The 23,291-nt window shown below is 57.8% G+C and carries 24 protein-coding genes and 1 riboswitch; of the genes, 6 read left to right on the top strand and 18 right to left on the bottom strand.

What is annotated here, in order from left to right; translation table 11 throughout:
* Window positions 1-39 precede the first annotated feature (39 nt).
* The 9 genes from bluB to ADS46_RS15490 form a co-directional block, all read right to left on the bottom strand.
* Window positions 40-726 carry a 5,6-dimethylbenzimidazole synthase gene (gene bluB, locus ADS46_RS15520; RefSeq protein WP_066321548.1) on the bottom strand — a complete coding sequence of 229 codons (687 nt, stop codon included), beginning with the start codon at window positions 724-726 and terminating at the stop codon, window positions 40-42.
* A gap of 36 nt (window positions 727-762) precedes the next feature.
* Window positions 763-1,188: a GNAT family N-acetyltransferase gene (locus tag ADS46_RS15515; RefSeq protein WP_066321546.1), complete on the bottom strand. Its 426-nt coding sequence runs from the start codon at window positions 1,186-1,188 to the stop codon at window positions 763-765.
* 179 nt (window positions 1,189-1,367) lie between these two features.
* Window positions 1,368-1,661: a type II toxin-antitoxin system RelE/ParE family toxin gene (locus ADS46_RS18625; protein WP_082926113.1), complete on the bottom strand. Its 294-nt coding sequence runs from the start codon at window positions 1,659-1,661 to the stop codon at window positions 1,368-1,370.
* The gene (locus tag ADS46_RS18620) at window positions 1,654-1,908 is read right to left on the bottom strand and encodes a type II toxin-antitoxin system ParD family antitoxin (protein WP_082926112.1); all 255 of its coding nucleotides are present in this window, start codon (window positions 1,906-1,908) and stop codon (window positions 1,654-1,656) included. The genes ADS46_RS18625 and ADS46_RS18620 overlap by 8 nt, the downstream gene beginning before the upstream one ends.
* Before the next feature lie 121 nt (window positions 1,909-2,029).
* Window positions 2,030-3,385: an N-succinylarginine dihydrolase gene (gene astB / locus ADS46_RS15510; RefSeq protein ID WP_066321544.1), complete on the bottom strand. Its 1,356-nt coding sequence runs from the start codon at window positions 3,383-3,385 to the stop codon at window positions 2,030-2,032.
* Window positions 3,382-4,854: a succinylglutamate-semialdehyde dehydrogenase gene (gene astD / locus ADS46_RS15505; RefSeq protein ID WP_066321542.1), complete on the bottom strand. Its 1,473-nt coding sequence runs from the start codon at window positions 4,852-4,854 to the stop codon at window positions 3,382-3,384. The genes astB and astD overlap by 4 nt, the downstream gene beginning before the upstream one ends.
* A 24-nt stretch (window positions 4,855-4,878) precedes the next feature.
* The gene (gene astA / locus ADS46_RS15500) at window positions 4,879-5,910 is read right to left on the bottom strand and encodes an arginine N-succinyltransferase (protein ID WP_066321540.1); all 1,032 of its coding nucleotides are present in this window, start codon (window positions 5,908-5,910) and stop codon (window positions 4,879-4,881) included.
* Window positions 5,910-6,974: an arginine N-succinyltransferase gene (locus ADS46_RS15495; protein WP_066321539.1), complete on the bottom strand. Its 1,065-nt coding sequence runs from the start codon at window positions 6,972-6,974 to the stop codon at window positions 5,910-5,912. Before ADS46_RS15495 ends, astA begins: the two co-directional genes overlap by 1 nt.
* Window positions 6,975-7,021: 47 nt before the next feature.
* On the bottom strand, window positions 7,022-8,236 hold the full coding sequence (locus ADS46_RS15490; protein WP_066321535.1) for an aspartate aminotransferase family protein: 1,215 nt from the start codon (window positions 8,234-8,236) through the stop codon (window positions 7,022-7,024).
* A gap of 251 nt (window positions 8,237-8,487) precedes the next feature.
* Between ADS46_RS15490 and ADS46_RS15485 the strand changes: the two genes are divergently transcribed.
* From ADS46_RS15485 to ADS46_RS15475, 3 genes are all read left to right on the top strand, one after another.
* Window positions 8,488-9,528 (top strand): C45 family autoproteolytic acyltransferase/hydolase, encoded by a 1,041-nt coding sequence (locus ADS46_RS15485; RefSeq protein ID WP_066321533.1) that lies wholly within the window; start codon window positions 8,488-8,490, stop codon window positions 9,526-9,528.
* A 91-nt stretch (window positions 9,529-9,619) separates the two neighbouring features.
* Window positions 9,620-9,940 carry an antibiotic biosynthesis monooxygenase family protein gene (locus ADS46_RS15480; protein ID WP_066321531.1) on the top strand — a complete coding sequence of 107 codons (321 nt, stop codon included), beginning with the start codon at window positions 9,620-9,622 and terminating at the stop codon, window positions 9,938-9,940.
* Between the two features lie 158 nt (window positions 9,941-10,098).
* Window positions 10,099-10,893 carry an SDR family NAD(P)-dependent oxidoreductase gene (locus ADS46_RS15475; protein ID WP_066321530.1) on the top strand — a complete coding sequence of 265 codons (795 nt, stop codon included), beginning with the start codon at window positions 10,099-10,101 and terminating at the stop codon, window positions 10,891-10,893.
* A gap of 19 nt (window positions 10,894-10,912) precedes the next feature.
* Here the strand turns inward: ADS46_RS15475 and ADS46_RS15470 are convergent, their stop codons facing one another.
* Window positions 10,913-11,890 carry a GlxA family transcriptional regulator gene (locus tag ADS46_RS15470; protein ID WP_199825251.1) on the bottom strand — a complete coding sequence of 326 codons (978 nt, stop codon included), beginning with the start codon at window positions 11,888-11,890 and terminating at the stop codon, window positions 10,913-10,915.
* 164 nt (window positions 11,891-12,054) lie between these two features.
* Window positions 12,055-13,260 (bottom strand): enoyl-ACP reductase FabV, encoded by a 1,206-nt coding sequence (gene fabV / locus ADS46_RS15465; protein ID WP_066321528.1) that lies wholly within the window; start codon window positions 13,258-13,260, stop codon window positions 12,055-12,057.
* A 144-nt stretch (window positions 13,261-13,404) separates the two neighbouring features.
* Between fabV and ADS46_RS15460 the strand changes: the two genes are divergently transcribed.
* Window positions 13,405-13,788 carry a DUF7079 family protein gene (locus ADS46_RS15460; protein WP_066321795.1) on the top strand — a complete coding sequence of 128 codons (384 nt, stop codon included), beginning with the start codon at window positions 13,405-13,407 and terminating at the stop codon, window positions 13,786-13,788.
* On the opposite strand, the gene ADS46_RS15455 is transcribed toward ADS46_RS15460, so the two are convergent.
* Window positions 13,785-14,270 (bottom strand): glutathione peroxidase, encoded by a 486-nt coding sequence (locus ADS46_RS15455; protein WP_066321527.1) that lies wholly within the window; start codon window positions 14,268-14,270, stop codon window positions 13,785-13,787. The two genes, ADS46_RS15460 and ADS46_RS15455, sit on opposite strands and share 4 nt — an antisense overlap.
* Before the next feature lie 87 nt (window positions 14,271-14,357).
* Window positions 14,358-14,975, bottom strand: a complete 618-nt coding sequence (locus ADS46_RS15450) for a LysE family translocator (RefSeq protein ID WP_082926111.1) — start codon at window positions 14,973-14,975, stop codon at window positions 14,358-14,360.
* Window positions 14,976-15,171: 196 nt separating this feature from the next.
* Here ADS46_RS15450 and ADS46_RS15445 point away from each other — a divergent pair, with 196 nt between their 5' ends.
* On the top strand, window positions 15,172-15,903 hold the full coding sequence (locus tag ADS46_RS15445; RefSeq protein WP_066321522.1) for a YebC/PmpR family DNA-binding transcriptional regulator: 732 nt from the start codon (window positions 15,172-15,174) through the stop codon (window positions 15,901-15,903).
* Window positions 15,904-16,000: 97 nt separating this feature from the next.
* Here ADS46_RS15445 and ADS46_RS15440 read toward each other — a convergent pair whose 3' ends face one another.
* The gene (locus ADS46_RS15440; RefSeq protein WP_066321520.1) at window positions 16,001-17,008 is read right to left on the bottom strand and encodes a zinc-dependent alcohol dehydrogenase family protein; all 1,008 of its coding nucleotides are present in this window, start codon (window positions 17,006-17,008) and stop codon (window positions 16,001-16,003) included.
* A gap of 31 nt (window positions 17,009-17,039) precedes the next feature.
* Window positions 17,040-18,917: an ABC transporter ATP-binding protein gene (locus ADS46_RS15435; protein ID WP_066321518.1), complete on the bottom strand. Its 1,878-nt coding sequence runs from the start codon at window positions 18,915-18,917 to the stop codon at window positions 17,040-17,042.
* A gap of 399 nt (window positions 18,918-19,316) precedes the next feature.
* Window positions 19,317-19,487, top strand: a riboswitch (FMN riboswitch).
* 97 nt (window positions 19,488-19,584) lie between these two features.
* On the opposite strand from ADS46_RS15435, the gene ADS46_RS15430 reads away from it, so the two are divergent.
* Entirely contained in the window at window positions 19,585-20,061 is a 477-nt protein-coding gene (locus ADS46_RS15430; protein WP_066321516.1) for a 6,7-dimethyl-8-ribityllumazine synthase, read from the top strand.
* Window positions 20,062-20,144: 83 nt separating this feature from the next.
* On the opposite strand, the gene ADS46_RS15425 is transcribed toward ADS46_RS15430, so the two are convergent.
* From ADS46_RS15425 to ADS46_RS15415, 3 genes are all read right to left on the bottom strand, one after another.
* Complete coding sequence (locus ADS46_RS15425) at window positions 20,145-21,056, bottom strand: ribokinase (RefSeq protein ID WP_066321514.1); 912 nt, start codon at window positions 21,054-21,056, stop codon at window positions 20,145-20,147.
* Window positions 21,057-21,129: 73 nt separating this feature from the next.
* A complete protein-coding gene (locus ADS46_RS15420) occupies window positions 21,130-22,086 on the bottom strand; it encodes a D-ribose ABC transporter substrate-binding protein (RefSeq protein ID WP_066321513.1) in 957 nt (318 codons plus the stop codon).
* 81 nt (window positions 22,087-22,167) lie between these two features.
* Complete coding sequence (locus ADS46_RS15415) at window positions 22,168-23,268, bottom strand: ABC transporter permease (RefSeq protein ID WP_066321511.1); 1,101 nt, start codon at window positions 23,266-23,268, stop codon at window positions 22,168-22,170.
* Between the last annotated feature and the right edge of the window lie 23 nt (window positions 23,269-23,291).

The following is a 23,291-nucleotide window of genomic DNA, read 5'->3' as shown; positions in this document are numbered from 1 at the left end:
AGCACAAGCGAATACAGTAGCGGCAAATGAATGATATCGCTATAGAGTAAGTCTGCCGTTATCTAGCGGTTGCCCCCACTTGTCCCGATGCACGAGTTCACTTAATGGCAAGCGGGAGCGCCAGCCTTTGGCTTCAAGCTCTGGCTGATCTAAAAACTCGCTCACGTAGCCAAGGCAGAGATACGCCAGCGGGTAAACATGCTCAGGCAGGTTTAACGCCGTGCTCAGCTGTTCCTGGTCAAGAATGCTCACCCAGCCAACACCGATACCTTCTACCCTCGCAGCCAACCAGAGGTTTTGCACCGCCAGACAAGTGCTGAAGAGGTCGGTTTCCACAATGCTATTGCGCCCCAGCACATGGGGCCCGCCACGGCTACGGTCGCAGGTAATGCAAAGGTTCAACGGGCTTTCCATAATCCCTTGCAGCTTAAGGCTTTGATATTGCGCTTTACGCTCGCCTTCAAAGCGCTCGGCGGCCTTCTGGTTCTCCTGCTCGAACATCGCCAGCACCGTTTCCCTGACGTCGCGACTTTCAATCACGATGAAATCCCAGGGCTGCATGAATCCCACGGAAGGCGCATGATGCGCGGCCTCCAACAGTCGTGTTAGTACTTCAGGGGGAATCGGGTCGGGCAGAAACTGCGAGCGCACATCGCGCCGCTCATGTATAGCGCGGTAGAGCCCGCGCCGCTCAGCATCGGAAAAAGGAGGATTCGAGGTAGACATTTGGTTGGTGGCGCCTTTTCCTGGTCGGTTTTATCGTTAAAGGATACTCCGCTCCATATAGTGAGTCCCGCCCTCGGTTTTACGCACGCGAAATCCCATACGCTCGTACAAAGCGCTTGCGGGGTTGATACAAAATACACGTAACCGAAGTAAGTGAATGCCTGCTTGTTTAGCAATTTCCTCGGTGTAGCGGATTGCCGCTGTACCTACGCCTTGGCACTGCCACTTCTGATCAATTTGTAGTTCGCGAATATAGTAAGCATTTTCATCGTGGTTTATGCATAGCAGCCCCGCTCGTGAAGCATTTATGACTAACTCGTAGCTTTCGAACTCATCCCACTGTTTATCAAACAGAGCTGTATCCCAGTGCATATCCAACTGCTTATAGTAGGCCGACATGTTCTGACGAATGATGCCTTCCGCGAACGCCTTGTCGTTCGTCGGTCGAATGATAGGCGTCATGTGTCGATTCCTAGTACGGGTTCACGACCGATACGCTGGATGTACTTTGCATAGACTAACCGCGCGCAGGTCTGAATATCTGTCAAACGGCTGCAAGTGCAGCGCGGACTTCGACCAAGGCCATATATCAAGAATCCAATGACAACGGTTGGTCATGTCGGAGCCAAAACGCCTCACCATCACAGTTCAAAGATATGTTTCAGCGGCTCCATCTGCTGATGGAGTATCCTGATAATGAAAATATCTTGCTCGCGTTGCCGGTAAAAAATGACATGTCGTTGGTGATCATGGCGGCGTATACCATCGGCGATTTCTGGGCACTCATAACCCATTAGCGGAGAACCAGACAGAAGACGAAAGGAGCTCTCAAGATTATCAGTGTAAGCATCGGCTTGGAGTGCGCCGAAGTTAAGGAAAGTATATTCGTAGATGGAGGCAAAATCTTCTGCCGCAAGGTTGGACAGCTTATACATCGTGTTTCTGTTTTACCTGGGCGGCTATATCGTGCAAAGACAAATCGCTCTCCCCGCTCCGCTCACCGGCTTCCACAGCACTTCTCAACGCGGCCGTTTGGTTTTCCTGGCGCTCAAGCAGCCTCAAGGCTGAACGCACGACTTCACTGGTTGAGCCGTAACGACCAGACGCGACCAATTTCCCCACGAAGTCGTCTAGTGGTGCACCGATAGTAACGCTCGTTGTTCTGGATGATGATCTGGGCATGATCTGAACCCTGTGTTAATAATTAACACAAATCATAGCATCCTTGGATACTCCTGCAAGGGGCATCGACCTGAACACGGCAAGCCTACGGCTTCTCATTATAGCCAACTTGAGGGAGCCCCTACCCCAACTGAAACGGATAAACAGACCCGATCTTTAACAGCTGGGTAAGTTCATCCAGTGCTGTCAGCGACTCTTCTGCGAGCTGAGGGTCTTTAAGGTCGTCCACAGCCAGCCGGTCGCGATAGTGGCGCTCCACCCATGCGGTCAGCTCATCATAGAGCGCATCGGTGAGCAGCACGCGGCCGGTTAGCGCTGCTCGCTCTGCCTCGGAAAGAACCACGCGCAGTCGCAGGCAGGCGGGGCCGCCGCCGTTGCGCATGCTCTGCTTGACGTCTTTGACGATCACCTCACTGATGGGGTTATTGCCTGCCAGCAGGTGATTTTGGATGGTGTTCCATACTGCTTCGCGCTCCTGGCATTCGCCGGGCACCACTAGGGTCATGGTGCCATCAGGGTTGGAGAGCAGCTGCGAATTAAATAGATACGAGGCTACCGCATCTTCCATGCTTACCGCTTCCAAGGGCACGCGCACAGGAATCAGCGGCGTGGCCATTTTGGCGCGCAGCTCATCCAGGGTGCCCTCTTCGTCAAGAAAGGCCATTTCGTGGTAGAGCAGCACGGGGCCGTTGCCCACGGCGATGACGTCGTTGTGGAACACGCCCGCGTCGATGGCATCCGGGTGCTGCTGGGCAAACACCGTTTGCGCGTCCGTCAGCCCGTGCTGGCGCGCCACCGCCTGGCTGGCTTCCAGGGTTTGGCGGGCAGGATAGCGTTTTGGCTCTTTTTCACCGCCAAACGCCTGGCGCCCATACACGAACAGGTGCACGCCCGGCTCGCCATGCTCACCGCACAGACGGGTATGGTTGGCCGCGCCTTCGTCGGCAAACGCGGGGGTAGCGGGCAGCACTGGGTGGTGGGCGAAGTGCTGCTCGTTATGGAAAATCGCCTGCAGTACGCGGCCGGTGGTTTGTGGCTCCAGGTAGCGGTGGAAGCTTGACTGCAGGTTGGCCGGGGTAAAGTGCACCCGGCCATCCGGCGCGTCCACGCTTGGCGTGATGGTGCCTGCGTTTGCCGTCCACATGCTCGAAGCGGAACAGACGGCGCGCAGCAGTTGCGGTGCCTCTTTGGCGGCACGGGCCAGCACCTCACGGTTGCTGCCACTGAAGCCCAGATCACGCAGCGCGCCAATATTCGGCCGCTGTTGGGGGGGCAGCACACCCTGAGCGTAACCTGCTTCCATCAGCGACTTCATCTTTAAAAGCCCCTGCAGTGCCCCCTCTTTGGGATTGGAGACCAAGCCGCCATGGCTCATTGAGGCTACATTGCCCACGGCCAGACCCGAGTAATTGTGGGTCGGGCCGACCAGGCCGTCGAAATTGACTTCCTGGACGTTGCTGATGGCCGTTGTGTTCATAGATTGACTCCCGGGGGCAGGGTATCGGGCATTTCCAGGGTATCGGCTTCCATGGAGGCCACCGGGTAGGCGCAGTAATCCGCCGCATAGTAGGCGCTGGGGCGGTGGTTGCCGCTGTCACCCACGCCGCCGAAGGGCGCATCGCCGGAGGCGCCGGTGGTCTGGCGGTTCCAGTTGACGATCCCGGCGCGAATGCGCAGCAGGAAGTCGTCCCAGTCGGCCTGCTCGCCGCCAATAAGCCCGGCCGAGAGACCGTAACGGGTGTTGTTGGCAAGCCGTAGCGCTTCATCCCAGTTGCTATAACGGTGGATTTTCAGCAGCGGGCCGAAGTGCTCCTCGTCGGGCACGTCCAAGCCAGTCACGTCGATCAGCGCGGGGCTGAGCAGGCTGGTATTGTCCTGTAGACGCTGCATACGATTGATCACCGTGCCGCCCATGGACTCCAGCTCATCCTGGGCCTTGAGCAGGCCATCCGCGGCCGCCACGCTGACCAACCCGCCGAAGAACGGCGCGGGCTCTTCCTCGAACTGGCCCGCCACGTGCAGCTTGGCGATAGCGTCAGACAACGCGTCGATCAGCCTGTCACCGACCTCGCCCTTTGGCACCATCAAGCGCCGCGCACAGGTGCAGCGCTGGCCACCGGATAGAAACGCCGACTGCAGTATGCTCAGCACCGCGGCGCGCTCATCTTCCACATCTTTCACCACCAGCGGGTTGTTACCACCCAGCTCAAGCGCGAGGATTTTATCCAGTTGACCGGCAAACTGCTGGTGGAGCATGCCGCCCACCTTGGCACTGCCGGTAAACAGCAGTCCATCGATATCGGGGCTGCCTGCCAGCGCCTGGCCGACCGGCACGCCACCCTGCACCAGATTGATGACGCCTGCGGGCAGACCGGCTTCCAGCCAGCACTGCAGGGTCAAATCGGCGGTCAGCGGCGTCTGGTCGCTGGGCTTGAAGACCACACAGTTTCCCGCCAACAGCGCGGGCACCATATGGCCGTTGGGCAGGTGACCAGGAAAATTATAGGGACCGAATACCGCCATCACGCCGTGGGGGCGGTGGCGCAGCACCGCCTTTGCACTGCCGACGTCTTTTTCGCGCTCGCCGGTGCGCTCGTGGTAAGCCTTGAGTGAAAGCGCCACTTTACCGATCATTGCGCCCACTTCGGTGCGCGCTTCCCAGAGCGGCTTGCCGGTCTCGGAGGCAATGGCGGCGGCCAAGGCTTCGCGGCGGGCGGTCAGCACCTCGACAAAACGCTCGACCAGCGCCTGGCGTTCGGCAAACGGCGTACGCGCCCAATCGGGAAAGGCGCTCCGTGCGGCGCTGACGGCCGATGCGACCTGTTCACCGGAGGCTTCTGCCCCCTGCCAAAGCAGCGACCCGGCCACCGGGTCGACCTTGGTCAAGGTGGCCGCTTCGCCAGCTACCCAGGCGCCATTGATCAGTTGCTGCTGTTGGGCGTGCATAAAAAACTCTCCTGTAAACGTCGCCTAGGTCTCGAGTAGCCGTAGGGTATCGCCGGTGGTAACGCCTAGGCGCTGCGCTTCTTGTTCGCCAAGCACGATGGTGTTGTCGTCGCTGGGTGCACGGCCTATCCAGCTCGCGGTAAAGCTGAGCATATCAGTGGTCGCGGCAAGCCAGCGGCTGACGCTCTCTTGCGGCGCGCTATTGGCCACTTCCACCTGGCAGAGCCGTGAGTTGCGGATGGCGCGCACATCGTCAATGTAGGCTTCCACAGTGGGGCCACCGTCGAAAATATCGATATAACCTTCCCAACGCAGCCCCTCTTTTCTGAGCATTTCCATGGCCGGACGAGTATGCCGATGCACCTGGCCGATGCAGGCCCGCGCCTCTTCCGACATAAAGGTGGTATAGATCGGAAACTTGGGCATCAGCTCGCCGATAAAACTCTTCTGCCCCAGGCCGGTCAGGCGATCGGCCTCGTTGAAATCCATGGGAAAAAAGTGCTTGCCCAGGCTTTCCCAGAAGGGACTGGTGTTGTGCTCGTCAAAAACGCCGCGCATTTCCGCCAGTACTTTATCGGGGAAACGGTCGCGGAACTGGGCGATAAACAGCCAGCGCGCCTTGGAGAGCAGCGCACCGTTGCGCAAATGCTTGTTGGCTTCGCCGCGGTATTCCGGGCGCAGAAACAGCGAGCACACTTCGGCATCGCCGGTATGGTCGGAGCTTAAAAACAGCGTGTCGATGGTGCGGTGCAAGTCCAGCTGTATGGAGGAATGCGCCAGCGTGCCCAGCCGGTAATTGTAGAACGGCACTTCGCGACCGACCTGGCCCTCAATCGCGCAGCAGCCAGCGAGCTCGCCGTTGTCTTCGTCTTCCAGAACGAAGAAATAAAGCCGGTCATCCACCGGGGTGCGCTCTTCAAAGGCACGGGCGGCTGCTTCAATCTTGCCAGCCAGGAACTCGCGGTTATCCGGCAACGAGGTAAAGCCCACACCGGCCTGCTGCGCAAGCGCCTGGAGACCATCCAGATCATCCCGGGCAATGGGTCGAATGCGCATTACATTTCTCCTTCATCGAGGGCGTCTACCGCTCTGGGCAGGGTTAACGGCGCGGCGAGCACCGCGCGGCCCTCTTCCACGCCCAGGCGTTCGGCGTGCTCGGGCGACAGCATCAACTGACCGGTGGGCGACAGCGCATAGCGCGCCACAACGCAGCGGAAGCCCCCCAGCTTCTGGTTGGCAATCATCGCCGGTTCCGCATCAGGCAGCGCGTGTTCCGGACGAACCCGGACAGGGTGCCACGCTGCCGAGCGGAAGGTTTCCAGCCGCTCGCGTTCGGTTTTGACAATCGGCCCGGCGTCGAAAATATCCACATGCCGCGAGCGCACGAAGCCTTCCGCCAGCATTTCTTCCAGGGCCTCTTCGTGGGCCGGGTGTTCACGGCCAATCGCTGCCCGCGCCTGGGGCGTTAACAGAGGTAAATAGAGAGGAAACTGAGGCATGACTTCGGCGATAAAGCTTTTCGAGCGCACCCCGGCAATATGATTCATCTCCTGGAAGCTGCGGGCAAAAAAGTGCCGCCCCACGCTCTCCCAGAACGGCGACTCGCTGCGCGTATCCAGATAGCCAGGGAATGCCACCGCCAGAATGCGCGAAAAGCGCTCAGGATACTGGGCGATAAACATCAGCCGTGCACGGCGTAGCAAGCTTTCGGCACTGGTGCCCTTGTAGCGCGGATTGAGCGAAAAGGCACACAGCAGGGTGGCATCCGAGACTTCATGGGAAAGCGCCAGGGTCTGCACTTCCCGACGCACGTTGAGCTGCTGGGAGGCGTGAATCAGCGTTTCCTGGCGATAGGTGTAATAGGCCTCATTAGCGCCTGCCTGAGCGCGAATGGTCGCCGTTCCCAGCACCTCGCCACTGGCGTCGTCCGCCAGCACGAACGTATAGTGCTCGTTGCCGGGGAACTCCACCTCACCGCTGAAGGCAGCCTCGGAGCGCACAATGCGCTCTTCAAGACGCTCGCGGTTGGCGGGTAGATTGGTGAGCTTGGGCACGGCGTGCTCGGCTAGCTGTTCCAGCGCCGCCAGGTCGGCCATTTTCACCGGTCGAATTACCAGCATCCTCAACGCTCCCTCAGCATTTGAGACGGTTGTTGCTGCGGCTTCACTCATGCGGCGGCAACTAACCGTTCAATCGCACGTTCAAGACGGGCCATGCCTTCGGCAATGTCCGCTTCCGGAATGACCAGGGAAGGCGCCATGCGCAGCACATTGGGCCCGGCAATCAACGCCATCAATCCCTCTTCAATCGCCAGCGGGAGGATATCTTTGGCACGCCCTTCATAGGCATCGGACATTTGGGCGCCCATCAGCAGGCCCATGCCGCGAATCTCTTTAAACACGCCGTGCTTGCGATTGATGGTTTCAAGGTGCTCGCGAAACAGGTCGTGACGCTTTTTGACGCCTTCAAGCACCTCGGGGGTATCGATAAACTCGACCGCCGCCAGGGCAACAGCAGATGCCAGCGCGTTGCCGCCGTAGGTGGAACCGTGGGTACCAATGACCAATGATTTTGCCACTGCATCAGTCGCCAGCATTGCCCCCACAGGGAAACCGCCGCCCAGCGATTTGGCGCTGGTGAGGATATCCGGCGTAATGCCATAATTCTTGTAGGCGTAGAGTTCGCCGCTACGGCCAACACCGGTCTGCACTTCGTCAAAAATCAGCAGCGCATTGTGCTCGTCGCACAGATCGCGCAGCCCCTGGAGGAAGTCCTGCTTGCCAGGCACGATACCGCCCTCGCCCTGCATCGGTTCGACCATGATCGCGCAGGTGTCATCGCCGACCAGCTTGCGCACGCTTTCCAGGTCATTGTAGTCGGCATGCAGGATACCACCGGGCACCGGGCCAAAGCCCTGTGAATACTTGGGCTGCCCCCCCACGCTCACGGTGAAAAAGGTGCGGCCATGGAACGACTGATAAAACGAGATGATTTTATCTTTATGTTCACCGTGGTGATCCACTGCCCAGCGGCGAGCCAGCTTCAATGCAGCCTCATTGGCTTCACCGCCGGAGGAGCACAGGAAGACCTTATCGGCGAAGGTGCGATCGACCAGCGCCTTGGCCAGGTTCAGCGCTGGCTCGTTGGTAAACACATTGGAAAGGTGCCACAGCTTTTCACCCTGGTCCTTTAGCGCCTCGACCAGTACGGGATGGCAGTGCCCCAGGGAGTTGACCGCGATGCCCCCGGCAAAATCGATATATTCGCGCCCCTGTTGGTCCCACAAGCGGCTACCCTCACCTCGCACCGGGATGACCTGCTGCGGGGCGTAATTGGGTGCCATATAGTGATCGAAATCCTGACGGCTTGGGGTGTGGCTCATGGGACGCTACCTCCAGTGGGTAAGGGAATGAAAACAGTATAAGGGGACGAATAGGGTAACTGCTTTCAGCAATGGGACGGCAAATTATGAAAAGCAGCATTTAACTGCCCCCTTTTGTAACACTCTATTATCCATCCTTTATCCACCCTTGTTCACCTCACGGTATCAGTGACCCTGCATATCCAAGCCCCCACCTGCACTTCAACGCTATTCGCGGTAGGCTTGAGGAAATCCCCCGAGGAGCACGCCGCATGCTTGACGTAACCCACCTGCGTGGTAGCCGCCATGCCATTGGCGTGGCCCATGGCCAGCGCCATGCCGCACAGATTCAGCGCAGCATTGAGGTCTATGACCGGCTGTTTCAAGACTTTGTAGGCCTCGACTGGGCCGCCGCCCGGCAGGTGGCGCGGCGCTTTATACCGGCGATCGAACGCGGCTTTCCGGCGGTCCTGGATGAGCTCGAGGGCATTGCCGAGGGCGCCGACCTGCAGCGCGACGACATCCTCACCCTCAACTGCCGCAGCGAGATCTCGCTAACCCAAGCCAGCGGCGGCTGTTCCGCCTTCTCGCTCTACCAGCAGGGTCGCCAATGGCTGGCCCAGAACTGGGACTGGCGCCTCGACCAGCTCGATAACGTGGTGGTGCTGCGCATAGAGGGCGACGACGCCCCGCCGCTGGTCAGCGTCGGCGAGGCCGGGATGCTGGCCAAAATCGGCCTAAACGCCCACGGCCTCGGCGTGTGTCTCAACGCCATCCGCTCGCAGACCTGCGGCGACGGCCTGCCGATCCACATCGCCCTGCGCAAGCTTCTCGAAAGCGACGGTTTCGCCAGCGCCCAGCGCATCGTCGCGGAAGACCGCGTCGCCTCACCGGCACACTTTCTGGTCGCCAGTGCTGCAGGCCAGGCCGCCGGTTTCGAGGTCCAGCCCGGGCCGCCGGGGGTACTCGAGGCCCGCGACGGGCGCGTGACCCACACCAACCACCTCTACGCCGCGGCCGCCACCGCCTGTGTCGCCGACTTCCCCAAGCCCGACTCCCATGTGCGCCTGCGCCGCCTCGATGAGCTGCTCGACCCACCGCCCGAGGCGAGCGTCAGGGCGCTGTTCGACGTACTGAGCGACCACCACAATGCGCCCATGTCGATCTGCAAGCACACTGACATCGACCTGCCCGAGGCCGAGCGCATGGAGACCCTGTTCGCGGTGGTGATGAACCTTGACGAGCGCACCCTGCACCTGCGCCACGGCTACCCCTGCAAGGCCCGGCAGACGCTGAGCATCGCGCTCGACTAGCAGCGCGAGAACAGAGGCAGCTGTATCAGGATGTTGGGCGGGATACACTGGCCCAGGATCGAAAGCTTCAGCAGCAACAGGGAGAATCGCCATGAAATATATCTTCGAAGTGCATATCCGCGACGGCTACCGCGCCGAGGACTACGCCGATGCCTGGGTCCGCGCCAGCCAGCTCATCCAGCAGGCGCCAGGGGCACGCGGCACCGAGCTGCATCGCAAGATTGGCGACCCCAACACCCTGATCGCCATTGCCCACTGGGACAGCAAGGCCAGCCGTGACGCCATGGAAGCCCAGCCCAACCCGGAGATAAAGGAGATCATCCGCCGTGCGGCCCCCTGCTGCGAGATCCGCCTGATCGGCGAATTCGAAGAACCGGAGTGGGTGGTGATGCCGCCGAATGCCGAGTCATAAGCGGGTGTTGGGCTAGCGATCACATTTGGCATGAATGAGCCTGGTATGGAAGAACGCTGCCCTTGAAGAGCGCCATAAGAGCCCCATATTCCTTAGCAAGCTATAAGGTTATTCGTTGTTTAGTGAGGTACTGATACTCAGGACGAGAGGAGCACTCCATGCAGATTGATCTCAACGGCAAGCACGCCATTATTACCGGCTCGACCGCAGGTATCGGCTTTGCGATTGCCCAGGGCCTGGCCAATGCAGGTGCCGAGGTGGTTATCACCGGGCGCACCCAGGCACGCATTGACGAGGCCATCGCGGCCATCAAGAAAGACGTTCCCAACGCCAAAGCGACGGGCGTGGCCGCCGACCTGGGCACCGCTGAAGGCTGCCAGACGCTGATCGAGCAACAGCCCAGCACCGATATCCTGATCAACAACGTCGGCATCTTCGGCCCGCAGGACTTTTTTGAGGTCGACGACGCCACCTGGCAGCAGTTCTTCGACGTCAATATCATGAGCGCCGTGCGCCTTTCACGCCATTACGCCCAAGGCATGCGTGAGCGCAATTGGGGCCGCATCCAGTTCCTGTCCAGTGAATCGGGCATCAACATCCCCAGCGAAATGGTCCATTACGGCATGACCAAATCGGCGCTGCTGTCGGTATCGCGGGGGCTGGCCAAGGTATTGAGCGGCACCCAGGTGACCGTCAATGCCATTCTGCCGGGGCCAACCCGCTCAGAAGGGGTGCTCAACATGATTCGTGAAATGGCGGAAAAAGAAGGCACTTCCCAGGCCGAAGTGGAAGCGCGCTTCGTACAGGAGAATCGCCCCTCGTCGATCATCCAGCGGCTGGCAACCCCCGAGGAAGTGGCCAGCATGAGCGTCTATGCGGCCTCGCCCCAGGCCAGCGCCACCACCGGCGCCGCCCTGCGCGTGGAAGGCGGTATCGTGGATACATTAACCTGATCCATCTAACCTAATCCCTTTAATTCAGACGCTCCTCCCTCGGCGTCATGCCGAAGTGGTGGCGGTAGGCGGTAGAAAAATGCGCCCCGGAAGAAAAGCCGGTGGCAAAGGCAATATCGCCTACCGCCAAGTCGCTTTCCCGTAGCTGTTTGCGGGCTTCCTGAAGACGCAGGTCCAGGTAGTAGCGGCTGGGCACCGCCTGCAGATACTTCTTGAACAACCGCTCCAACTGGCGCCGGGATATTCCCAGATGCTCGGCAAGTTCCAGGGTGGAGAGCGGTTCCTCGATATTGGCTTCCATCAGCGTCACGGCATCCACCAGGCTTTGCGGTGCATGGCCCAAGCGGCTGCGCAGCGGCACATGCTGGCGCTCGTCCGCCAGGCGAATCCGGTCACAAACGAACTGTTCCGAAACCTGCTCGGCCAGGCGAGCGCCGTGGTGCTGACCGATAAGCGTCAGCATCATGTCCATCGCCGCGGTGCCGCCTGCACAGGAAAGCCGGTCGCGGTCAATTTCGAACAGCTGCTGGGAAAGCGTGACTTGCGGATAGGCCTGGGAAAAGGCGTCGAACCGCTGCCAGGGCAGCGTGGCGCGGTAACCTTCCAGCAGCCCGCAGCGCGCCAGCACCTCGGTGCCACCCGCCAGCCCTCCCAACATCACGCCGCGCCCCACGTATCCCCGCAGCCATTCATTGAGCTTGGCGGGCAGCGCATAGGGCAGCGGCGTCGGGGCGCAGACCAGCAATAAATCAAGCGGCCCAGGCGTGCTTGCCAAGGTATGCTGCGCCAGCACGGAAAGCTGCGCGCCGCTGCGGACGGCTTCGTCGTCCATACTCAGCGTGACGGTGTGATAAAGCATCTGCCCGCTGAGCTGGTTGGCCATTTGCAAAGGTTCCAGCGCGCCAGCATGCGCCAGCATCGAAAACCCCGGCAGCAGCACAAACGCTACCCGCCGTCGCGACGCGGCATTGGGGGAGTTGACTGGGTTATGCTGCATGGAAAACCGCCGTGACGAAAACAAACCGACATCTTAACCAATTGCCTGGGTAAAGGCAGTGGCCGCGTCGCGGTAAACAAAACATGACGTATAAATGCAAAAACGCCGAGCTCCCAGGCCCGACGTTTTCATAACGCTAGTACCGCCATTTAGCGGCAACTGGTCTACAGGTTGACCACATCAAAGTCGACCATCGGGTCAACATCGGCGTCGTAATCAACATCGTCACGCCCGAAGCCAAACAGCTTCAGGAAGTCGTGTTTATAGCTTGCGTAGTCGGTGATCTCGAACAGGTTATCGGTAGTGACTTCCGACCACAGATCCTGACAGGCCTTCTGGATATCGTCGCGCAACTCCCAGTCATCCAGACGCAGACGGCCCACTTCGTCAGTGGCCATCTCACCACCCTGCGGGGCATAGAGCCGCTCGCCGAACAAGCGGTTAAGTTGATCGATCGTGCCCTCGTGGACGCCCTGCTCTTTCATGATGCGGTAGACCATGGCGATATACAGCGGCATGACCGGAATGGCCGCGCTGGCCTGGGTGACCACCGACTTGAGTACCGCCACGTTAGCGCCGCCACCGGTCTCTTTCAGCTTGGCATCAATCGCCGCTGCGGCACGGTCCAGGTCCTCCTTGGCCTTGCCCAGCGCGCCGTGCCAGTAGATCGGCCAGGTGATCTCAGTGCCGATATAGCTGAACGCCACGCTGCGTGCGCCCTTGGCCAGCACACCGGCCTGGTCCAGCGCCTCCATCCACAGTTCCCAATCTTCGCCGCCCATCACGGTGATGGTATCGTCGATCTCCTGCTGGGTCGCGGGCTCCACCTCGGCTTCGATGATGGCGTCCTTGTTGGTGTCGATCGCGGTCGCCCGGTAGGTTTCGCCAATCGGCTTGAGGCTTGAGCGCTTGAGCTCGCCGCTATCCGGCAGCTTGCGCACCGGCGATGCCAGCGAGTAGACCACCAGGTCGACTTCGCCCATGTCCTGCTTGATCAGCTCGATGGCTTTCTGGCGCGCCTCGTGGGAGAACGCATCGCCGTTGATCGACTTGCTGTAAAGGCCTTCCTGCTTGGCGAACTTGTCAAACGCTGCGCTGTTGTACCAACCCGCTGTGCCAGGCTTATTCTCGGTCGCCGGTTTTTCAAAGAACACCCCCAGGGTATCCGCCCCGTAGCCAAACGCCGCGGTAATGCGCGCCGCCAGGCCGTAGCCGCTGGAAGCCCCGATCACCAGCACCTTTTTGGGCCCGGCGCTTTTATCCAGGTTGCGGGCGCGAGTGGCCTCGATCTGCTCGCGAACGTTTTGCTCGCAGCCAACCGGGTGGGTGGTCGTGCAAATAAAGCCGCGTACTTTGGGTTTAATAATCAAGGGGAACCTCGCTTTCAAAATAACGTGTTTAGCTCATCAGTGGCACTATTCTAGCGGTCTAGAGCGGCGCTGTCCGCTATTGAGCTTGTGGACCTTTCACGTCAGGATATTGTTTTATCCCTGACCGCCCGTGAGGCTTTGTTAATGAATGCACAGCAGCTAGTCGATGAACGTGGCGATTTATGGTTGGCACTGGCACCTTTATGGCTGGACCGCGAGCCAAGTGAACGCGATTACGCCCAGATGGTCGAGGTCGTTCAGCGCTTTGAGATGACCTTCAAAGAGCTTGAATGGATGTTCCGCCTGGAGATGGCGCCGGTGATGGCCCGCCATCAACTGTCCATTGCCAGCGAATGGCGTGAGTTCAATAACCGCAAACTGATGCAGCAACTGGTCAGCCACAACCTGCGTTTGACAGGCTGGCGGCGCAAGAGCTGGGCACTGTTTTCGGGTCTGACGACCATGATGGTTCGCCACCGTTGGAACGAGCTGATGAGCCGGGTGATGGCCGCCCGCGGCGAGACCTAAACCTCGTCGAGCGCGCGTTCCAGGCGTAGCCGTAACAAGCGGCCATGATCCCGGGGACCAAAGCGCGCAATGACCTTGCCATCACGCCCGACCAGGAATTTTGTAAAATTCCATTTGATCATTGTTGTGCCCAACATGCCGGGCGCCTCACGCTTTAACAGTACGAACAACGGGTGGGCGTCACTGCCATTGACCCGCACTTTTTCCATGAGCGGGAACGTGACGCCGTATTGCTGCTCGCCAAGGGTACAAAAGGCCTCAGCGCTTTCCGGGGACTGTTTGCCAAACTGGTCGCAGGGAAATCCCAGTACCGTGAAGCCGCGATCCCGATAGCGTTGGTAAAGCATTTCCAGTTCTTTGAGCTGCGGGGTATAGCCACAGCGGCTGGCAACGTTGACGATCAGCAACACCTGCCCCTGCAACGCCCGCAGATTAAACGGCTGCCCCATGTGGTTATAACAATCCTGATCGTAAAGTGTCATCTGCCGCCTCCCCCCTGGAACGCCTCGCCACTTACCATGCCATGTCTATGCCCAACGCACCAGTTCCTCGAGCCAGCCTCTGTCGACCTAGACCAGCGGACCGGCCACCACGCGAAGCGCCAATGCCAGCAGCAATACCCCGGTCACCCGGTTGATCCAGTGGGCACGGCGCTGAAGCCAGGGCAGCACGCTTGAATGCGACAGGGCAACGGCCACCAGCACGTACCATCCTCCGTCAATGACCATCGCCGTCACCACGATGAGCGCTTTGGCGACCAGGCTCATATCGGGCGTGACAAACTGGCTGAGCAACGCAACGAAGAAAAGAATCAGCTTGGGATTGCCAAGCGCCACCAAGACGCCCTCCCTGGCGGCCCTAGCGCCGGACGTGACCATTGCCTGTTGCTGCATCGCCCCGGCACTACCGGCACGCAGCGCTTTAATGCCCAGCCAGGCAAGATACGCAGCCCCTACCCAGGTAATCAACTGGAAGAGGGTCGGCCACTGCACAATCAGCGCGCCCAGACCCAGCACGGTAAGCAGTGCATAAAGCCCAACGCCACCGGCATGGCATAACGCCGCTGTCACACCCACCAGTCTTCCCCCACCCAGGGTATGGCGCAGCACCAGCGCCAGACTGGGTCCCGGTGACATGGCGCCCATGGCGCATACCGCTGCCAGCGACAACCATAGCGAGAATGGCATGTGATTCTCCTTGATCGTTGATTATTCCTTTTGCCGCCAGCCAATGGCGACCCGCACAGTGTACGTCAAAACCATCGAGACGACGTCTGCGCTTGAGCAAATAAGGCTGTTAGCATGATATTCTGTTGGGTAAACTTTGGCTTTTTTGATGACACCCCTGATCAGCAGGGAGAATCACTAATTACAGGACGTCAACATGGGTAGGGCTTTTCAGAACCGTAAAGAATCCATGGCCAAAACGGCCGATGCCAAGACGAAGGTCTACAGTAAGTACGGTCGCGAGATTTACGTTTGCGCCAAGTCGGGCGGCACCGACCCCCATAGCAACCTGGCGCTACGCGGCCTGATGGAGCGTGCCAAGAAGGACCAGGTACCCTCTCACGTGATCGACAAGGCTCTGGATAAAGCCAGCGGGGCGGGCGGCGAAGACTTTTCAGCGGCGCGCTACGAGGGCTTCGGCCCAGGTAATGCCATGGTGATTGTCGAGTGCTTGACCGACAACCCCAACCGCACCTTCGGCGACGTTCGCGGTTGCTTTACCAAGACCAAGAGCAAAATCGGCACCCCCGGCAGCGTCAGCCATATGTTCGACCACTGCGCGATTTTCGCGTTTGCCGGTAGCGACGAGGAAGCCGTGCTGGAAGCGCTGATGGAAGCCGATGTCGACGTCACCGATATCGAGCAGGAAGACGGCCGCATCACCGTATTTGCGCCGCATACCGACTACGCCAAGGCCAAGCAGGCGCTGCTGGACACCTTCGGCGACATCGAGTTCGAGGCCGATGAAATTCAGTTTCTGCCGCAAACCACCACGCCGGTAGAAGGCGACGATGTGGCCATGTTCGAAAAACTGCTCGGCATGCTGAACGATCTGGACGACGTACAAAACGTCTACCATAGCGCTGAGCTGCCCTCAGACGACGAATAAATGCTTAATACACCAGCGCCGCCCATGATGGCGGCGCTGGTGCAGGGTAAGACCAGGCGCTAAGGCCTGAGAGTAACGCTTTGGGGCTTATCCATCACTAGAAGGTCAGGCAGATTTTGCCAAAGTGTTCCCCGGCCTCTTGGTGACGGAAGGCATCGGCGATGTCGGTCAGCGGGAATTCACGGTCGATAATCGGCCGCATGCCATTGGCCTCGATGGCACGAATCATTTCAATCTGGTCGCGACGGCTGCCCACGATCAACCCTTTCAGGGCGGCCTGCTTGGCCATCAGCTTGGCAGTGGGAATCTCACCCTCACGGCCGGTCAATATGCCGATCAGTGCGATATGACCGCCAATCTTGACCGCATCGATCGACTGCGGCAGCGTGCCTGAGCCACCCACTTCCACCACATGATCAACGCCCTCGCCTTCGGTCAGCGCCTTGACGGCCTTGCCCCACTCGGGCGTCTCTTTGTAGTTGATGGTGTGCTCCGCTCCCAATTCACGCAGGCGCGCAAGCTTTTCGTTGGAAGACGACGTGGCGATGACCCGTGCGCCCATCATCTTGGCAAATTGCAGCGCAAAGATGGACACGCCGCCGGTACCCAGCACCAGCACCGTATCGCCAGCTTTCAGGCCACCGTCGACGACTAATGCGCGCCAGGCGGTGAGGCCAGCGGTGGTCAGGGTAGCTGATTCGGCGTGACTGTATTCAGCCGGCTGATAGGTGAACGAGGTGGCAGGCGCGATAACCTGCTCGCGCGCATAGCCATCGATGCCATCGCCGGGAGTGGTACGGAAGTCGCCGACCCGCGCCGGGCCCTCCAACCAGCCGGGGAAGAACGTCGACACCACCGGGTCGCCCACGGAAAACTCGCTCACGCCTTCACCGACGGCGTCGACAACGCCTGCGCCATCCGACATGGGGATACGCCCCTCCTCGGTGGGGATCATTCCGGCTACCACGGCGTAGTCGTGAAAGTTCAGCGAACTGGCGTGCAAGCGCACACGGATTTCACCCTTCCCCGGCTCGCCGGGCGCGGCTTGATCCACTACCGTTAGCTTGTCGAGACCGCCGGGCTGATTGAGTTGAATCGCTTGCATGAACACCTCCTTGGACAGAATGGTCGGTACATTAATCATTGGGGCTAACAGCATCGACATCAAGGCCGATGAACCCACCCGATTGGCGACGCCAGAGACGCGCATAAATGCCATTCTTTTCCAGTAACTGGGCATGAGTGCCACTTTCGACAATCCGCCCCTCATCGACCACGATAAGCCGGTCGAGCATCGCAATGGTGGACAGCCGATGGGCAATCGCAATCACCGTTTTACCTTCCATCAGGGTATCGAGCTGCTCCTGGATGGCGGCTTCCACCTCGGAGTCCAGCGCCGAGGTGGCCTCATCAAGCACCAGAATCGGGGCATTCTTGAGCAGCACCCGGGCAATCGCGATGCGCTGTCGCTGGCCGCCGGACAGCTTGACGCCGCGCTCGCCCACATGGGCGTCCAGCCCACGCCGCCCTTTCGGGTCGACCAGATCATTGATAAAGGTATCCGCATGGGCACGGCATACCGCCTCCCAGACGTCGTCATCATTGGCGTGGGGGCTGCCGTAGCGGATGTTATCGCGCAGCGAACGGTGCAGTAGCGAGGTGTCCTGGGTCACCATACCGATCTGGTGGCGCAGCGAAGTCTGCGTAACCCCGGCGATGTCTTGCCCATCGATAACAATGCGCCCATCCTGAAGGTCGTAAAAACGCAGCAGCAGGTTGGCGAGGGTCGACTTACCCGCCCCGGAGCGGCCGATCAGGCCAATCTTCTCACCCGGGGCAATATTCAGACTCAAGCCGTCGAACACGGTTCTGTTCTCGCCCTTGGCTTGTTCATAGCCGAAGCGCAGCGCCTCGAAAGCAATCGCTCCATGGGGAACGCTTAGCGCCTGGGCGTTGGGTGTATCACGAACGGTAGGCTCCTGGGCGATGGTGTTCATGCCGTCCTGCACCGTACCGATATTTTCAAATAGACCGGCGACCTCCCATAAAATCCAGTCCGACATGAAACGAATACGCATGACCAGCGCGATGGCAATGGCGAGCACGCCCAATGAGATCGCGTCCAGGTACCAGGCACTGATCGCCATCCCCGCTGTGCCCACCAGCAGTGCCGTATTCAGCAGTGTCAGGCACACGCTCATGATGGTGACGAGGCGCATTTGACGGTGCACGGTGCCCATGAAACCTTCCATGGCATCCTTGGCGTAGTCCTGTTCACGCTGGGTGTCGGCAAACAGCTTGATGGTCTGAATATTGCTATAGCTATCCACCACGCGCCCGGTCATCTGGGCACGGGCATCCGCCTGGGCCATGGAAACATCCCTCAGGCGCGGCACGAAAAACCACATGATTGCCAGATAGCCTGCCAACCAGAGCCCCAGCGGCAGCAGCAGCCAAGGATCAGCACGGCCCAGTAAAATCGCCGCACCGGTGAAGTACACAATGGCATAGACCAGCAGGTCCATTACCTTGGTGACGGTTTCGCGAATCGCCAGCGCCGTCTGCATGACTTTCTGCGACACCCGCCCGGCAAACTCGTCCTGATAAAACGCCAGGCTCTGGCTGAGCATATGCCGATGCGATAGCCAGCGGCCGATCATCGGGTAGTTGCCGAAGATACTCTGATGCGTCACCAATGACTGCGCCAAGACCAACAGCGGCAGGCCAATCAGCACAAGAATCCCTAGTCCGGAAAGCCACAGGCCATGCTCGGCCCAGAAGTTCTCCCGCTCCACGTTGCCGAGCCAATCCACCAGCTCGCCCATGTAGCTGAAGAACACCACCTCGGCAGCAGAGACCAGGCCGGTGAACAGCGACATCAGCAGCAACAGCGGCCAAACCGGGCGGGAAAAATGCCATATGAACGCCGCCAGTCCCTTGGGAGGCGTTGTTACTTTACCTTCAGGATAAGGGTCAACGCGCGTTTCAAAGTAACGAAACAATGGCGAGAGCATGAAGAGTCCTTATGTTACTTATCAGTCGATGAATTAGTTCGGCAAAAATTGCCAGAACGGCCAGCACCAAAATAACCGCTTAAAAAATTACGCCGAGCTTCAGGTACTGCCACATCAGTCCCTCTGGAGGAGGCCAGCAGATTGGCCATCATGGGGCCAAGCCTTCTGGCACATTTTAAGCCGCTTAGCTAAAAAAAGTTGCCACCGTCTCAACCATTAACCTGCTAAGCGTCCGCCAGCTTACCACTGATGTCATCGGCTTGGGATGTCAGGAAGCGTCCAGGGCCTGTCGATCTCCATACACGCCCAATGGGTCTGCCCTCAGCCTTAAATTAATTTTTAAGGCAGCCTCTACAGACTCTAGGTAGTCAGCGTATAATGCTTGCCGCCATTAATGGCGAACTTTCTCAGGGCGGGGTGCAAGTCCCCACCGGTGGTGATGCCGTATCATATCTTGATGCGGACAAGCCCACGAGCGCTCCGCCATAGGGGGTAACCTAACGGCTGAGGACAGCAGATTCGGTGAGATTCCGGAGCCGACGGTCATAGTCCGGATAAAAGAGAAGGTTTCCTAGTGATATTACCCGTTGCGTTTCAACGCATACGGGTACTGTGCTATTGGATGCCTCATGCCCTGGTTCTGGTAAACAATCCCCATAGGATGACCATGAATCAGACCCAACCCTCCTCATCAGTTCGCGTTGCCTTTATCGAAGCGTCTTGGCATCACGATATCGTCACTCAAGCCAGAGAGGCATTCATTGCTCAACTTGCCAGCGAGCATGGCTTTTCTGCTGACCAAGTAGAGATATTCCGAGTTGCAGGGGCTTACGAAATCCCGCTTCAGGCTAAACTACTCGCCAAAACTGGCCGTTACAGCGCCATTGTGGGGGCAGGTTTTGTCATTGATGGCGGCATCTATCGGCACGAATTCGTTGCTCAAGCGGTGATTGAAGGCATGATGCAAGCGCAACTGGAAACCGAAATTCCCATTCTTTCGGTTGTGCTGACGCCCCATCATTTTCATGAACACAGCACGCACCATGATTTTTTCCATGGCCATTTCCGCGCTAAAGGCAAGGAAGCGGCAGAAGCTGTAGCGATGACGCTGAGCAATCTGCGAAGAATTCAAGCGCTAAACTAGCTTCAATGGGGCATGTTTAAGATATCGAGCGGTCTCATGATCGCTCGGTATTCAAGACCAACGATGAATATTGCGCTTACTCACTAGAACTGCTCCTCGGCCGTTTGACACATCAACCCATCAACCTCTTCCGCCATCGGAATGCTACTGGCAGCGCCGCGTTTTTGAACCGCCAGGGCAGCCGCCGCTGTTGCCCGTTGCAAGCACTGTGAAGGCTTCAGACCAGCTTGCCTAGCGGCAAGGAAGTAACCCACAAAGGTATCCCCTGCGGCCGTCGTATCAATGGCTTTTACCTTTAAAGCCGGTTGGAAAAGAGTCTCGCTGTTGCGCTGATACCAAGCCCCCTCGCTACCTAGGGTAAGCACTACCTCGACATCGCCTAGCACCTCTTTACAACGACTGAGCAAATCTGCGGCGTTCGATTCTACTGGCATCTCTAATAAAGCGGCGGCCTCTGTGCGGTTAAAGAAAAGTAGTTCACACTGCTCTAAAGGGAGTGATGCTACCTTCGCAGTCATTGGTGCAGGGTTAAATATCACTTTGCAGCCATGGCTTACTGCCAGCGGAATTAGCTGATCAAGCCCGTTACATTCGTTCTGAATAAGTATTGTGTCGCCAGGCGCGGTTTGCGCAATAAGCGCCGCCATTCTATCCTGTGTAAAACCATGATTCGCGCCTGAAAATAGCAGAATAGCGTTTTCACCACGCTCATCAATTTGAATAATCGCATGCCCGCTCGGCTCAACGGCCAACTCAATATCCTGCACACCGACACCTGCGGACTCCAACTCAGGCATCACCCAGGCGTCCACTGATGAAACGCGTCCCCAGTGACTTACCGCTCCCTTGGCACGCGCTATCGCCAATGATTGATTAACCCCCTTCCCCCCCAGACCAACACTGTATTCATTGCTTTCCAAGGTTTCACCAGGGCGAACAAAATAGGCAACACGATACGTATGATCGATATTTATGGAACCAAAGTTAAATATCATTGACTCTTCCCCTCAACAAAAAAGCCAGCCAGCATCAACGCTGACTGGCCTCGAAGAAAGACTATCTCTCGATTTATCCCTCTAGTACAAAGGGAGCTGTGTAATTATCAACGCTATCCGGCGTGATAAGGACACAGTCATACAGTTGCTTTTCACTATCCAGGCCGGTTTCTCCGGTATTGATATAGCGATCGGCAATTCTTACTGACTCTTCAGCAAAAACGGCTACCGGCTGCAGGACGGTATAGGCCAATTCACCCGAACGAACCGCATCAACCGCATCGGGTGAACCGTCAAATCCACCGACCAATACATCATCAAGCAGCCCCTCCTGCTTCAGGGCGACAATAGCACCTAAAGCCATTTCGTCGTTACCGCTGATCACGCCCTTAATATCAGGATGGGAGCGAAGCATGCTCTGCATTTTATTGCGACCTTCCGTACGATCCCAATTAGCGATATCAGAGGCTACAAGTTCAAGGTCTGGATACTGGCTTAGCACTGTCTCGTAGCCATTGGATCTTGTCGCGGCATTATTATCAGAAGGCGGGCCCTGTAACTCGATATAAGCGCCTTCACCACCCAGTTGCATTGCCCACTGTTGCGCCCCCAACGCAGCCCCTTGTGCATTATTGGATACAAGTTGTGCCTTGGCCAACCCTTGCTGATTAATCTCGGCATTAATAATAAACACCGGGATTCCTGCATCAACGGCTCTTCGCACAGCGCCAATAGAGCCATCCGCATTAGCAGGATCTAGAATGATCGCTTTAGCGCCATTGGTAATCGCCGTATCGACCTGGTTACTTTCAGTGTTGGTATCGCCGACATGAGAACTGACATTTGCTTCATAGCCCAACTCTTCTGCCGTTTGCTCAGCAATAGTGCCTTCCGTTTGCCAATAAGGATTTGACATATCATTGACAATGATAGATATAAGCCCCTTTTCCTGAGCCGTGACGGCGCCGCTAAAGAGCATCGAAACACTGGCCAGTGCTGTAAAAATTACTTTCTTGCTTTTGGGAAGCATGTTTATCACCTCATCATTATGATTGTTAGCTCTTGGTTATACAGGCCCAATCAGGCCACACTTCTAAACAAGGCTACGTCGTCAAGCAGCGCTTGCACTAGAACCTTCATTGTTAGTTTCTATCTTTTCTTTATCGGCTTTTTTCGAGGGCTTTTTGTTACCACTGTATTGCACATTATTCAGCATGACAGCGAAGACGATAACGCTGCCCGTGAATACCATCTGCCAATAAGCAGACACGCCGATGATGACCAGCCCATCGGCGAGGAAACCAATGACAAAGGCACCCAATAAAGTATTACGAATCGTGCCACGCCCCCCCATAAGCGAGGCACCGCCAATCACGACGGCCGCAATCGCGGTCAGCTCGTACGTTGTACCTGCCGTTGGCCCAGCAGAGGTCAACTGCGAGGCAAGTACAATCCCAGCTATGGCGGCGCATACCCCGGAAATAATATAGACAGATAGCTTCACTTTATTGACCGGCACCCCGGATAGCTCAGCAGCGCGTGCATTACCGCCCGTAGAGTAGACCCACCGGCCAAAAGGAGTGCGGCTAAGCGCCAACATGCAAATCGCGGCGACGCTGAAAAGGATCAAGATGCCCACGGGAATACCGAGCAGTTTATTAAAACCAAGCCACTCAAACCCTGTGTTACCCAGCGCAGGATCACCACTTAAACTATTGAACGTTAAACCATCCGTTAGCAATAGGGCAGCCCCGCGCGCAACGTACAACATACCCAGCGTGGCCACAAAAGCAGGCACCTTGAAATAGGCAACGAGCACACCATTTATAGCCCCCACTACTCCGCCTAGTAGGCAAGTAAGTACCACAACGACCCACACTGAAGGGAAGAAAGCCAAGTCAAGTGCCTCAATTTCCACCCCTTCAAGCAACATTCCCGCAAACACGCCGCTAAGAGCCAATGTAGAGCCAACCGACAAATCGATACCGCCGGTCAGAATGACAAATAACATGCCGACACCTAGTAACCCAAAAACAGCCACGTGCGAGGACATGGTTAAAAAGTTACCCGTCGAGAAATAAACCGGCGAAAGAATGGAGAAGACGATGATGATCGCAAGTAACGCAAAAAAGGCTCTTCCTTCGAGCAATATCTTAACGAAGTCAATGTTCTTTTTTCCTGCTTGTACGCCATTGTTATTGTGATGAGACATGTTAAACACCTATTTTTTAATAA

Source organism: Halomonas sp. G11 (assembly GCF_001663515.1).
Taxonomy (GTDB): Bacteria; Pseudomonadota; Gammaproteobacteria; order Pseudomonadales; family Halomonadaceae; genus Vreelandella.
This window is presented reverse-complemented; position numbering and strand designations above follow the sequence as displayed.